The organism is Oribacterium sp. WCC10, assembly GCF_900113415.1.
Taxonomy (GTDB): Bacteria; Bacillota; Clostridia; order Lachnospirales; family Lachnospiraceae; genus Oribacterium.
Window position 1 is genome coordinate 63413 of sequence record NZ_FOPH01000012.1, and the last position, 14122, is coordinate 77534.

Here is a 14122-nt window from a genome sequence, read left to right on the forward strand (position 1 = left end):
ATGACACTTGAGAGAAGAAGGCAGATAGCGACAGTTTGCAAATATGTCGTACTGGTTCTGGTAGGTATCCTCATGATCTACCCGCTGGTCTGGATGATAGGTGCTTCATTTAAAACAAATTCAGAGATATTCTCCAGCATAGGATTCATTCCGAAACAGCCTACATTTGACGGTTATAAGGCGGCCATGAACGGATACGGCGGAGATATTGATATCTGGAAGTCAATGCTTAATACATACAAGATAGTTATTCCTAAGGTTATTCTTACGATAGCATCATGTACAATTACAGCCTACGGTTTTGCAAGATTCAAGTTCAAGGGACATGATTTTCTCTTTGCACTTCTTATGGCAACACTGTTCCTTCCAAACGTAGTACTTAATGTGCCTCAGTTCATAATGTACAACGGCTGGGGCTGGGTGGATTCACCTTTGTATCTGCCTCTTATTGTTCCGACAATGTTTGCCCAGGATACATATTTTGTATTCATGCTTATACAGTTCCTGAGAAACATTCCTAAGGAGCTTGATGAGGCAGCAAAGATTGACGGATGTACAGCCCTTGGAACGCTCTGGCACGTAATCGTACCTGTTCTCAAGCCGGCAATGACATCAGCAGCACTGTTCCAGTTCATGTGGTCATCCAATGACTTCATGGGTCCATTGCTCTATGTTTCAACACCAAAGCGTTATCCTGCAGCCATCTTTGTAAAGATGTCAATGGATGCAGATACAGGATTCTCATGGAATAGAATCCTTGCACTTTCACTTATATCTATTATCCCGTCACTGGTAGTGTTCTTCATTGCACAGGATCAGTTTATCGATGGTGTAACAGCCGGATCGGTTAAGGGATAAAAGAATTTTTCTGAGGAGCAGTGACTATAAATGAGTAAATTAAACCACCTTGAAGGTGGAAGAGAGTCTACTGAAAAACTGCTGAACGAATATATCGATTATCTCATGGAAAACTCGGATTCCGCGCATCCTGCGTGGAATCTTGAGATAATCAGAAGTGGTAAAGAGAATAAATGGAATTATATCGACGGCTGTATGATAAGAGGTATCCTCAGTCTGTACGATATCACGGGGGATGAAAAGTATCTGAACTTTGCATCGGATTTCGTGAGCGGATTTATAAGTGACGATGGTACCATCAGAACATATGATGTTGAAGAGAAGAATCTTGATAATATAAATCCTGCCAAAAATCTTTTTACTCTTTATGATAAAACCGGTAAAGAAAAGTATCTTAAAGCAATTAAAACAGTACGTTCGCAGGTAGATAAAATGCCGAGAACCAATGCCGGAAACTTTTGGCATAAAAATATTTATCCATATCAGGTCTGGTTGGATGGATTGTATATGGCACAGCCGTTTTATATTGAGTATGAGAAACGGTTCAATGATTGCAGGAATGCAGAAGACATTTACAACCAGTTCTGTAACGTGGAAAAGTATATGCGTGACAGTAAGACCGGACTTTACTATCACGGGTATGATGAGACAAAATCCATGTACTGGGCAGATCCTGATACAGGCTGTAGCAGAAATTTCTGGTTGAGAGCGGAAGGATGGTTCATAATGAGCCTGGTTGATGTTCTTGAGATAATGCAGGGCATGGATATGAAAACTGAATTTGAACATCTGAAGAATATGCTTATCGATCTTTCGGAAGCACTTTTGAAGTATCAGGATGAAAGTGGTCTTTGGTATCAGCTCATAGCTTTACCTGACCTTGAGGGGAATTATCTTGAAACTTCAGGTACTGCACTTATCAGTGCAGCAATGCTGAAGGGTGTCAGACTCGGTTTTCTTCCGGGAAAATTCAGGAGTATAGGACAGAAGGCTTTTTATGGAATAATAGATCATCGACTGTCTAAAAATGAAGATGGTTCGCCATGTGTCACAGGTATATGTCTTGTTGCAGGACTGGGCGGACAAAATCACAGAGATGGTTCGGTTTCTTATTATTTATCAGAGCCTATAGTGAAAAATGATGCCAAGGGTGTCGGCCCGTTATTTCTTGCTTATACTGAGATGATACGATAAAATATGGGATGTGTGTCCAATCTGATAAGTTCTGATATGGCACACATCCTGTTTTTTATATTGAAGGTTACATGTGAGGATGCTGTATGCCTGATGGTAACAGGATTTAACTGAATTAACCGTGTTGATGATCATCATTTATGTTTATGATCATTGTTATACTATTAGATATTAGAGGGCCTTATGTCAGAGAAAGATATACACAATTCCAGGCTGGAACTTGTTTTTGAAAAGCGTATACCGGGATTAAGGGTTTCGGAAGCCGTAAGACACCAGAAGTTCATCATGAGAAACAGACATTTACATGAGACTATAGAGCTTCATATCATCATATACGGTCAGAGACTAATGTTTGTTGACCAGGAAACCTACAGACTTGTACCGCATACCGCAATAGCTGTCAATCATCATCTTATACATAAGACTTCTACGGCACCAAACATGCCTCCTGATCATCACAATTTTATTCTGCAGCTTGACAAGGCTGTATTTGATGAAAAGTTCAGAGAATTCGGACTAAAGGGTTTTGATGAATTCGGTGATTTGTACGGGGGACTCGCAAAGTTCAATGATACAGAGTGGAGTCTTATCATGTCGGTGATAGAAGAATTCAAGGCGGCCTGTGATGATGAAAGAAGAGGTATGACTTCTTCAATGGAGGATCTTCATTCATTTCTGTATCTTCAGGCCATTGAGCTTGCCGGCATTTTTGCAAAGAGCAGAAGACGCGATATGCAGAGTAAGCTTCAGGAGCAGGGCATAGAGACGGCTGAACAACAGTCGGTTGTTAAAACAGGTGTACATCAGAAAGTGAGAGATATCGCCATATACCTTCAGGGACATACAGGTGAAAATGTCACTCTTGATGATCTTGCCGGGAAGTTTTATATGAGCAAATCGTATCTTACAAGAGTATTCAGAAATGTAACAGGTTTTTCTGTTGTTGAATATATGACCTATGTAAGAGTTCGTAAGGCGCAGCAGCTGCTGAGAGACTCTGATACAAGCATCACTGAAATCGCAGCTATATGTGGTTTTGGAAATATAACTTATTTTGAGAAAGTATTTAAACAAATGACAGGGCATTCGCCCGGAAAATATCGTAAGAATCCTGAAAAGGATATTATGATCAGACTAAAAAATGTGGAGAGATAACTATGATACAGTTTGGAATGAGAGTTCATGACATATGTAAAAAAGGCACTGTGACGGAGGTTCTTGATAAAGTCAAGGAACTTGATATACATTATGTTCAGCTTGCCATGTCCAAGAGTTTTTCGGATGTGGATACTTCGGTGGGGCACTACAGCGCAGGACTTGGTGATTATGTCGGAGAGGAACTTAAGAAAAGAAATATTCATGTGTCTATACTCGGATGCTATATAAATCCGGCACATCCGGATGAGGAAAAGAGATTGCTTGAGGTGAAAAGATTTATTGAGCATCTTAAGTATAGTAAAAGGATGGGCGCGGATATGGTCGGAACAGAAACAGGACGGGCTGATCCTTATATGAAGATAGTTCCTGAGACGTATACTGAGGAGAACTATCAAAGAGTACTTGATTCCTTTAAGCGTATCAGGGATGCTGCAGAAAAGCTTGGTGTGATGGTTGGTGTAGAAGGTGTGTTCAATCATACCATTCATTCGCCGGAGATCATGAGAAGATTTCTTGATGATATAGACTCTGTGAATTTTGATGTAATTCTGGATTCCGTAAACCTGATCACACCGGATCTCGAGAATGATCCAAAGGGGCAGAATGCGGTTATTAAGAAGGCATTTGACTTATACGGAGACAGGATAACGACACTGCACCTGAAAGACGGTGTTTTTGAAGGAAATGATCAGAGATTCAGACATCCCGGAGAGGGTTTCTTCTGCTATGAGGAGTTGATGAGACAGGTAAGCATGTATAAGCCGTATATCGTTGGTACACTTGAGAATTCTACTCCTGAAAAGTACCGGGAGGACTGTGAGTATTTACAGGCTCAGTATGACAGATACAAGGTATAAAGAACACTTTGACCGGTATTTGGTTATGATATGATACTACAGGAAAGAAAAGATCACATTATGGATGAACGCAAAATTTGACAAAACACTGCAGTTCAGATAAACTTGAGTCATTGTCTGATAGATGGCATATGCATGTACGGCTGTGTGACCACAGGCCGGTACGTATTTAAGCGTTTGAAACACATATTTTTAAGGGAGATTTTAACTCATGGATGACGGAGGGGCGGCGGATAGCATGACCTCACTTTATATATGGTTAAATTAAAGGCGTAGTTGGCAGAGTGGCTGCTGATTAGGCCTTTTTCTCGTGTTTTGCGGATGTTCCGCGTTTACCGCTTTGGAGGGCGGCTTTTGGATTTATGGTTGAACGACTTGTTCTGCTCATTGTGTTGATATTGATAAATGGTTTCTTTTCCTGTGCGGAGATAGCAGTGCTCCAGGTAGGAGACACCAAATTGAGAAAACTTGCTGATGAAGGAAACGGGAATGCATTAAAGCTTCTTAAACTTACGGAGGATCCGTCCAGATTCCTGTCTACCATACAGGTAGCCATCACTTTGGCAGGTTTTCTGTCATCTGCATTTGCTGCAGACAGTTTCGCGGTACCTGCCACAGAACTTCTTTTAAAGATAGGAGTTCCGATAAGTCAGGCAGTATTGAGCCCGGTTGTCATCGTAGTGATCACACTTATTCTTTCATATGTCAATATAGTTTTCGGAGAACTTGTTCCGAAACGTCTTGCCCAGGCATATACAGAGAAGCTTGCCCTTGGCATGGCCGGAATACTGCAGTTTGCATCCATGGTATTCAGACCTTTCGTATGGCTTCTGACTATCTCAACCAATACTGTTATGCGTCTCATAGGCATTGATCCTTCGGATGTGGAGGATGTGGTCTCCGAAGAGGATATCAAGATGATGCTGGATGAAGGTACTGAGAACGGAACTATAGAATCTCAGGAAAATGAGATGATTCAGAATGTGTTTGAGTTTAATGATCTGACAGTTGAAGATGTCTGCACACACCGTACTGATGTAGCCATGCTTTATAAAGAGGATAGTGACGAAGAGTGGCGTAAGATAATCTATAACAACAGATTTGCAAACTATCCTATATGTGATGAAGACGATGATGATGTCATCGGAATCCTTGATACAAAGGATTATTTCCGCTTGGAGGATCAGTCCCGCGACAATGTCATGAAGAATGCTGTAGATAAGCCGTTCTTCGTGTCGCAGAACATGAAGGTTTCAGATCTTTTCCAGACTATGAAGCGCGAACGTAAGTACTATGCTGTAGTCATTGATGAATACGGCGGAATGACAGGTATTGTCAGTCTACACGATATCATTGAAGCCCTGGTTGGAGATCTGCAGGAGGAAGATGCAATGCCTGAGCCTGAACCTATTGAAGCAATAGGTGAAAATGAGTGGATTGTACTCGGTATCGCTGATCTTGAAGATGTTAATGAAGCCCTTAAGGTGGATATCCCGACAGAGGATGCGGATACATTTGGCGGATATATCATGGGGATAATCGGTGCAGTGCCGGATGACGGAAGTTCATTCCATGTAGAGACCGATGAACTCAATATCGATGTAGCCTATATCAAGAATCATCGTATAGGAAAAACTATCGTACGAAAGAAGATGAATGAGGATAATACGTAGGGAAACGCTGATATAATCGGCATTGCCCCGGAAATCAGCATTAAACTGCCCTTGCATAACCGGATTCAATATAGTAAATTATAGGTCTTTGACACCGGGCAGATGAAATATGGTATAATGCTGTTTTGCGTGAGAAGCACGCAGGAGGATGATTTATGTTAAATCAGGATAATGCAGAAAAACCGGTCAGGCTTATAGAAAGAAAGCTTGCATATAAAGGTAAAGTAATCACAGTTTATGACGATTATGTTGATGTGGGAGGTCATAAGACTCATTGGGACTTCATTCATCATATGGGAGCTGCCGCAGTTCTTCCGGTTCTTCCGGACGGACGTATACTTATGGTCAGACAGTACAGACATGCTCTCGGACGTTATACACTGGAACTTCCGGCAGGAAAAAGAGACGCAGAGGATGAATCCTTTGAAGTATGTGCCATGAGAGAACTTGAAGAGGAGACCGGATACAAGACCGATCATCTTGATTTTCTTCTTTATGTAAACACTACTATAGCGTTTCTTGATGAAAAAATAGGAATATATGTTGCGGATAAACTTACAAAAGGAAAAGCACACTGGGATGAGGATGAAGAACTTGGTGTTGAGCCGTGGAAACTGGAAGATCTTAAACAGCTTATCTATGAAGGAAAAATGACCGATGGTAAGACTGTGGCCGCTATCATGACATATGCTGCAAAGTATGGAAAGTGATGCCCGGCGTTTATAGAATCAGTAAATATGGCGACATTTCTTTTGGAAAAGGAATGAAGCTTAAGTATCTTATTTAAGAGGATTTTATATGAAGAGAGAAAGATTAGAAGATTATGTATTGACTATTCCTGATTTTCCGGAGCCGGGTATCATGTTCCGTGATATCACATCACTTATTCAGGATCCGGATGGGCTTAAGGATGCCATTGACGGGCTAATAGATGCACTTAAGGATGTGGAATTCGATACTGTTATGGGACTTGAATCAAGAGGATTCATTTTCGGAACGCCTGTAGCCTATGCATTAAAGAAGGGATTCGTTCCGGTACGTAAGAAAGGCAAGCTTCCGAGAGAAACCGTATCGGCAAAGTATGATCTTGAATATGGTCAGGCAGAGATTGAGATTCATAAGGATTCTGTCAAGCCGGGAGATAAGGTGGTTATCATTGATGATCTTATCGCAACAGGAGGAACTCTTGAAGCTGCATGCAAGCTTGTAGAAGAGCTTGGAGGAGAGGTTGCGGAGATCGCGGTTGTGATGGAACTTGCAGGTCTTGAGGGTCGTAAGAAGCTTGAGAAGTACAATGTGAAGTCACTTATCACTTACGAGGGAAAATAAGAGTTTAAGAGCGTCAGCCTAATGTGAAGTAAACACATTGGCTGACGTTTTATAGTAATGTATCGAATAATACGTATCGGACACATGATGTGATTTATGCATCACGTTAAATACGATCAGAGAAACGCAGTGTTTTAATGAAAATATGAGTGTAATATAAGGTGAATAGAATGGGACAGGAATTAACTAAGTCGGATGTTAAGAGAATTCAGGAAGAGATAGATCATCGCAAGCTGGTTCTGAGACCGCAGATAACAAGAGAAATCGCTGAGGCAGCTGCTCAGGGAGATCGTTCGGAAAACTTTGAGTATTATGCTGCGAAAAAGGCAAATCGTGAGAATAACGGAAGAATCAATTATCTTGAGAGAGTTCTTCGCTTTGCACGCATCATAGACGATTCTTCCAGAGAAGATGAAGTTGGTCTTAACAATACGGTTACACTGTATTTTGAAGATGATGACGAGGAAGAGGTTTATCGTATTGTTACATCTATTCGAGGCCACAGTCTTGAAGGACTGATATCAAACGAGTCACCGATCGGACGTGCCGTGATGGGACACAAAGTAGGAGACAGATGTGAAGTTACAACAGAAAACGGTGCAAGCTATTATGTTGTTATCAGAAAGATAGAGAATACAGGTGAATCAGAGGACGACTACATCAAGTCTTTCTAAAAGATGTTATAAGCATAACTAAAATGCCAAATTATGAGCGTTGCAGGAGATAGTAAGTGTAGACACTTATAAGTGGCAGGAGGATGTTGATGATTTATTCATCGGACAATAAATGTGTGCTGAATAGTCTTTGCATCTGTTGTGTTATCGCATGTTGAAATTAATCCGGCCGGTTACAGTATGAAAATACTGAACCGGCCGGATTTAAAATGGAAAGATTGATGTTTATTTAAGCGAGTTCACGAAGATCTGGCAAAAGCGCTTCATAAGCCTGTCGTTCGTTTGACACCTCATTCATTGATAGAGATGAATGAGCATAAAGGTAATTTATAAGTTCCTTTCTTCGTATGATACCGATAAAATGTCCCATATCATCAACAACAGGTACAAAATTCTGCTTGGATGCCCGTTCCATAAGATCTTCCATAGATGCTTTGACATCTACAGGATCGTAATGATTCTTCATAGGTACATCTGAAACTCTGACCTTCTCGATGTAGTTGAGATCCATGTTGAGATTGTTTTTGATCTCCCAGAGAAGATCCCCTTCTGTCATGGTTCCGAAATACTTTCCGTCCTTTGTGAGAATCGGAATAGTAGAGTAGCGATGGTACTCCATTTTCTCAAGAGCCTGTCGCAGTGTAAAGTCTTCCTCAAGATAAGCAACATCACATTTGGGCGTAAGGAAGAATAAAATATTCATGAAATGCCTCCAATATTTGGGTATATCAGCCCGTTAGGATTTTGTTTTCAATGGGCTGAAGCCGCAAATTGTTAATCGTGTCCGACCGAACATATAATAGCACATTTTGCATAAAAGGTCTTTACAAACAGGTGATTTGATTATTAAATTTCGCTAAATAATATTATGGTGAAAATTAAGAATTATTTTTCTTGATGCATTTTTACGAAGAAAACTCAAGTGCTTATTTTTGACAATCCGGACAGGGGATAGTAAAATTAAGTTTTGTTTAATAAAAATAAGAAATCAACCGATTTTAAAGTTAGGGGAATTTTTTTATTTAAAGAACCATGTGGACGAAACCACCGGAGATAATGATATGACAGAAGAAGTAGTATTGGAAAGACCAAAGGATAATACACCGCCGGAAGAACTTTATAAGAGTCTCATAAAGACAATAAAGGATTATCATCCATCAGATGATCTCAGTATGATAGATAAAGCATATAAGGTGGCGACACTGCAGCATAAGGATCAGAAACGCAAGTCGGGTGAACCATATATCATTCATCCTATTTGTGTTGCCATCATACTTGCTGACCTTCAGATGGACAAGGAGACTATAGTGGCAGGTCTTCTGCATGATGTAGTCGAAGATACCGGAATGACACTTCAGCAGGTTTCAGATGAATTTAATCCTGATGTAGCGCTTCTGGTAGACGGTGTAACAAAGTTGACTCAGTTGAATCTCAATACCGATAAAGTTGAGATGCAGGCAGAGAATCTTCGAAAGATGTTCGTATCCATGGCCAAGGATATACGTGTCATCATCATTAAGCTTGCCGATCGTTTACACAATCTTCGTACACTCGAGTATCAGACACCCGAAAAGCAGCGAGAGAAGGCGAGAGAGTCTCTTGAGATTTATTCTCCTCTTGCAGAGCGACTCGGTATCAGTAAGATAAAGATCGAGATGGATGACCTTTCTCTTAAGTATCTTGAGCCTGATGTATACTATGATCTGGCTGAAAAGGTCAATTTAAAGAAGGAAGCCAGAGAAGAGCGTATCAGAAACATTGTAAAAGAGGTATACACTCATATCACAGAAGCCGGAATCGATGCAGATATTAATGGACGAGTTAAGCATTTCTTCTCAATATATAAGAAGATGGTTAACCAAAACAAAACCATCGACCAGATATACGATCTTTTTGCTATCAGAATAATCGTTGATACAGTGAGAGACTGTTATGCATCATTAGGTGTGATACATAAGATGTATACGCCTATACCCGGTCGTTTCAAGGATTATATCGCTATGCCCAAACCCAATATGTATCAGTCACTTCATACGACTGTCATAGGACGAGACGGTATTCCTTTCGAGATTCAGATAAGAACCTTTGAGATGCATCGTACCGCAGAGTTTGGTATCGCAGCGCACTGGAAGTATAAGGAATCAGGCGGGTCAAAGGAGAGCATCACTCAGGGTGAGGATGTAAAGATGAACTGGCTTCATGAGATTCTGGAATGGCAGAAAGACGAGTCTGACTCCAAGGAATTCATGAATATGGTCAAGTCTGACCTTAACCTGTTCAATGAAAATGTTTACTGCTTTACGCCGTCAGGAGATGTAAAGAATCTTCCTGCCGGTTCATGTCCGATTGATTTTGCTTACGCAATTCATTCAGCAGTAGGAAATAAGATGGTTGGAGCCAAAGTAAACTCCAAACTTGTTCCGGTAACTTACAAGCTTCAGAACGGCGACAGAGTAGAGGTTATCACTTCACAGAACTCTCACGGACCCAGTCGTGACTGGCTAAAGATATGTAAGTCCACACAGGCTAAAAACAAGATAAATCAGTGGTTTAAGCATGAGCAGAAGGATGAGAATATAGATCACGGTAAGGAACTTCTTTCAAGCTATGCCAAATCAAGAGGATATAATCTCAGCGAACTTACAAAGCCGGAATATATAGAAGGTGTTATCCGAAGATACAGCTATGTAGACTGGGAGGCAATACTTGCATCAGTCGGTCGTGGCGGTATCAAGGAGTCACAGGTCATTGCCAAGCTCATTGAACTTAAGAATAAAACCGAGGAAACCAATCTTTCCGACGAGGACGTTCTTCAGAATCTCGAAGGCATGACAAAGAAACCGGAAGTTATACGTAAGTCAAAGTCCGGTATCGTTGTTAAGGGAATCCATGACCTTGCGGTTAGATATGCAAAGTGCTGTTCACCGGTGCCGGGAGATGAAATCGTTGGATTCGTCACACGAGGGAGAGGCATTACCATTCATCGTACTGACTGTATCAATATGATGAACCTTCCTGAGGATGAAAAGCTTCGTCTCATCGAAGCGGAGTGGCAGAAGGATCATGTTGGTGAGACATACGCAACGGAACTTGAGATATTCACAAATAATCGTGTCGGACTACTTGTTGATATATCAAAGGTGCTTTCTGACTCCAACATCGATATAAAGGCTCTAACTTCACGTGTGGGAAAGAATGACAAGGCAACCATTACTGTATCATTTGATATTCACAATAAGACAGAACTTCAGACACTTGTGAGTAAGATTCACAAGATCAGCGGCGTAGTGGATATCGTAAGAGCACAGGGATAAAAGAAACTCTGGGGTGGATGATCATAGTTGAAACATAGACTATTGATTTGAAGAGGGACATACAGTTATCTGTATGTCCTGATTAAAGCAGATAGTTTTTATGAGCGGATTGGACTGACGTCTGTATTATGAGATAAAAGCTCTTAAGCTGTATCACAGAGCCGGTTGGATATGCATCATTGTGCCAGAAATTGCGGCATAAGGTCGTTAACAGATGGGGAGAATAAATGCTTAGAATATCTAAATATGCAACTGGAATGCTAGAGACCAATGTTTACTTCTGTTTTGATACAGATACGCGTGAATGCGTCATCATTGATCCTGCAGACAATGCAGATCATATCATCAATATCATTGATAATGAATTGGAAGTTCAACCTGTGGTTATCCTTCTTACACACGCTCACTTTGATCATATGACTGCAGCAGGGGAGGTTGCAAAGCACTACGGTATAAGGATTTATGTTAATGCTTTGGATTCAGAGTTTATGGCTGATGCAAACAGGAATCTTAGTAATCGCTTTACATTTCCTGTCACCTACTCCCGGGATGATTATGATACCTTTAATGATGGAGATACACTGGAGCTTATCGATAGAGAATGGAAGGTACTGGGGACCCCGGGACATACGCCGGGTTCCACATGCTTCTATATAGAAGACGGTTTAAAATATATACCAAACGGCGCATCTGAAGAGCATGTCTGCCCGGTGCTTTTTTCAGGAGATACTCTCTTCAGAGGATCACATGGAAGAACAGATTTTCCGGGTGGCTCGCAACGTGCCATATCCGAAAGTATCAGAGAAAAGCTACTGGTACTTCCTGAGGAAACATCCGTATTTTCAGGTCATGGGCCACAGACAAGCATTGGCATAGAGAAGAGATACAATCCTGTTGCAAGAGGTATATTATGATGTATTCATCGGAAGTATTACTAATGCGTTGTCAGTATTAATGCACATACATTCGTATCAGGTACAGTCACATTTTCAAGTCATTTCAGAAAGGCATGATTAGGAAATTTTGACTGTTAAATCGCTAATGGTAGATTTCAGTCAGGGGTATCACTCCTGACTTTTGTAATAATGAAAGATTTGAGGTAATGAATTGATTCGACTGATTTTGGATAATAAAGCCGAGAGCTTTGAGGCTGATATAAGAGAACTTGTTCAAGAGTTCTATCCAGGTGAGGATTTCGAAATACATACGTCAAATGGCGTACATTTCACTAATACTACACAGGAAGAGAAGAATGCTTTAAAACAGGCCAAGGCGACAGGTGAAGTTGCAGAGGTCAATAAAAAGTCCACAAAGAACAGAGCCCGGATGGCATCAGAGATAACCCCTGAGGGTGTCGAAGAAGCAAAGATAAGACTTTCTTTTGAGGTTTCAGCTTCAGAGATGCCGCTTACAGGCGTAAGGAAAGAGGACAAGTCCGTTATCAAAGCTGAACTATACGACACACTTGTCGGCATGACGGGAAAAGAGCTTCCATGGGGTGATCTGACCGGTATCCGTCCGGTCTCACTGGTTAGTCCAATGGTTGAGCGTGCTATTGAGAAAAAACTGTTGAATGATTCAGATGCAGATAGAAAAGATGGGAAGCAAAGAGGCTTGAGAAAAAAAGATCAGTTTTCTGATTTAGGTACAGAGTGTGGTGCATCATCAGAAAACTCTTCTTTGCCATCATTTTGTGAATTGACAGATGATGAAATACAGGATATCAAGGATGACCTTACAAAAGAATACTGCATTAAGGGCGAGAAGCTTGATCTTATGACTGATATTGCTTTAAGAGAGCATCGTATACTTAATCGTATATCAGATATTACCGGAAGAAACTATAAAGAAGGTTGGAGTCTGTATATCGGAATACCATTCTGCCCGACGAGATGTCTTTACTGTTCATTTTTAAGCAACACAATAAATGTCTGGGAGAAGCGGCTGGGTGAATATATGGAGAATCTCCGCAAAGAAATCAGATATACAGTTTCTGAGATGTGCGGAAGATTCAGAAAACCTCTGCAGACCATATATATTGGTGGTGGTACACCTACGGCTCTTGATAAAAAATGGCTTAAAGTTCTTATGGATATGGTTCATGAAGAGTGTGGCAGTGCAAATGTGCCGATTCTCTGTGAAGGAAGATCTGCAGCATTTGACTGGAGGAATACACTTACAGGGATGCCGGGTATAGTTGAGTTTACTGTTGAAGCCGGGCGTCCCGATTCCATAACAAAAGAGAAACTCAAGATACTGAAGGATGCGGGAGTTGACAGAATATCCGTAAATCCACAGACTTTCAATCAGAAAACACTTGATCTCATAGGGCGTAAGCATAGTGTTGAATCTGTTATTGAAAAATATCTTCTTGCAAGGGAAGTGGGGTTTGATAACATAAATATGGATATAATTCTCGGTCTTCCGGGAGAAAAGCTTCCTGAGGTTACCCACACACTTTGCATGATTGCAAAGTACAGACCCGACAGTATGACAGTTCACAGTCTGGCTATAAAGCGTGCTGCCAGACTTACACTTGAGAGGGACTTTTGGGCAGGAATCTACCGCGCAGGTGATGAAAATGAAATCGTGGCAGAAACAAGACTTCAGGAGGAGGCGGAGAAGTGTACAGTAAAAACAGACGGAACACATGGCGATGTGTCCGGCGATTCTGAAAGCCTCGATAAAAAAACCGAGTTCAGATATCCTGAGATAACACGTATGATGATGGCATCTTCCTACACTGCAGATCTCCTTGGACTTAAGCCTTATTATCTGTACAGACAGAAAAATATGGCAGGCAATCTTGAAAATGTAGGTTACTGTGTGGAGGGAAAAGAGTGTCTATATAATATCCTTATGATGGAGGAGAAACATACGGTCATCGGATGCGGAGCAGGGTGTTCAAGCAAGGTGGTTCTTCCTTCAAAGGATGGTGATCCAACTCATAAGAGAGTTGAAAGATGTGATAATGGTAAGGATATCAGATCCTATATCGAAGATGTTGATAAATTTATTCAAAGAAAAGCGGTTTTATTTGAACTGATATGATGACGTGAGTGTCA

General features: G+C 41.0%; 12 protein-coding genes. 11 read left to right on the forward strand and 1 reads right to left on the reverse strand.

All coding sequences use genetic code 11. The annotated features are described in order from the left end of the window. The 8 genes from BM294_RS09780 (at position 1) to BM294_RS09815 (ending at position 7743) form a co-directional block, all read left to right on the forward strand. Positions 1 to 858, forward strand: coding sequence for a carbohydrate ABC transporter permease (locus tag BM294_RS09780; protein ID WP_091207565.1), 858 nt, complete (start codon positions 1 to 3; stop codon positions 856 to 858). Between the two features lie 30 nt (positions 859 to 888). Beyond that, positions 889 to 2052 carry a glycoside hydrolase family 88/105 protein gene (locus BM294_RS09785; RefSeq protein WP_091207568.1) on the forward strand — a complete coding sequence of 388 codons (1164 nt, stop codon included), beginning with the start codon at positions 889 to 891 and terminating at the stop codon, positions 2050 to 2052. A gap of 183 nt (positions 2053 to 2235) precedes the next feature. Then, positions 2236 to 3207, forward strand: coding sequence for a helix-turn-helix transcriptional regulator (locus tag BM294_RS09790; protein WP_091207573.1), 972 nt, complete (start codon positions 2236 to 2238; stop codon positions 3205 to 3207). 2 nt (positions 3208 to 3209) lie between these two features. Continuing rightward, complete coding sequence (locus BM294_RS09795) at positions 3210 to 4067, forward strand: sugar phosphate isomerase/epimerase family protein (RefSeq protein WP_091207576.1); 858 nt, start codon at positions 3210 to 3212, stop codon at positions 4065 to 4067. 362 nt (positions 4068 to 4429) lie between these two features. Continuing rightward, entirely contained in the window at positions 4430 to 5740 is a 1311-nt protein-coding gene (locus BM294_RS09800; RefSeq protein WP_091207579.1) for a hemolysin family protein, read from the forward strand. A 155-nt stretch (positions 5741 to 5895) separates the two neighbouring features. Next, complete coding sequence (locus BM294_RS09805) at positions 5896 to 6450, forward strand: NUDIX hydrolase (protein WP_091207581.1); 555 nt, start codon at positions 5896 to 5898, stop codon at positions 6448 to 6450. 88 nt (positions 6451 to 6538) lie between these two features. Then, the gene (locus tag BM294_RS09810; protein WP_091207582.1) at positions 6539 to 7069 is read left to right on the forward strand and encodes an adenine phosphoribosyltransferase; all 531 of its coding nucleotides are present in this window, start codon (positions 6539 to 6541) and stop codon (positions 7067 to 7069) included. Positions 7070 to 7239: 170 nt separating this feature from the next. Next, a complete protein-coding gene (locus BM294_RS09815) occupies positions 7240 to 7743 on the forward strand; it encodes a GreA/GreB family elongation factor (RefSeq protein ID WP_091207585.1) in 504 nt (167 codons plus the stop codon). A 229-nt stretch (positions 7744 to 7972) separates the two neighbouring features. Here the strand turns inward: BM294_RS09815 and BM294_RS09820 are convergent, their stop codons facing one another. Continuing rightward, on the reverse strand, positions 7973 to 8446 hold the full coding sequence (locus BM294_RS09820; RefSeq protein ID WP_091207588.1) for a CBS domain-containing protein: 474 nt from the start codon (positions 8444 to 8446) through the stop codon (positions 7973 to 7975). A gap of 358 nt (positions 8447 to 8804) precedes the next feature. Between BM294_RS09820 and BM294_RS09825 the strand changes: the two genes are divergently transcribed. From BM294_RS09825 to BM294_RS09835, 3 genes are all read left to right on the forward strand, one after another. Further along, complete coding sequence (locus BM294_RS09825; protein ID WP_091207590.1) at positions 8805 to 11057, forward strand: RelA/SpoT family protein; 2253 nt, start codon at positions 8805 to 8807, stop codon at positions 11055 to 11057. A 227-nt stretch (positions 11058 to 11284) separates the two neighbouring features. Next, complete coding sequence (locus BM294_RS09830) at positions 11285 to 11971, forward strand: MBL fold metallo-hydrolase (protein ID WP_091207593.1); 687 nt, start codon at positions 11285 to 11287, stop codon at positions 11969 to 11971. A 193-nt stretch (positions 11972 to 12164) separates the two neighbouring features. After that, positions 12165 to 14108, forward strand: coding sequence for a coproporphyrinogen III oxidase family protein (locus BM294_RS09835; protein WP_242944501.1), 1944 nt, complete (start codon positions 12165 to 12167; stop codon positions 14106 to 14108). Positions 14109 to 14122: the final 14 nt, after the last annotated feature.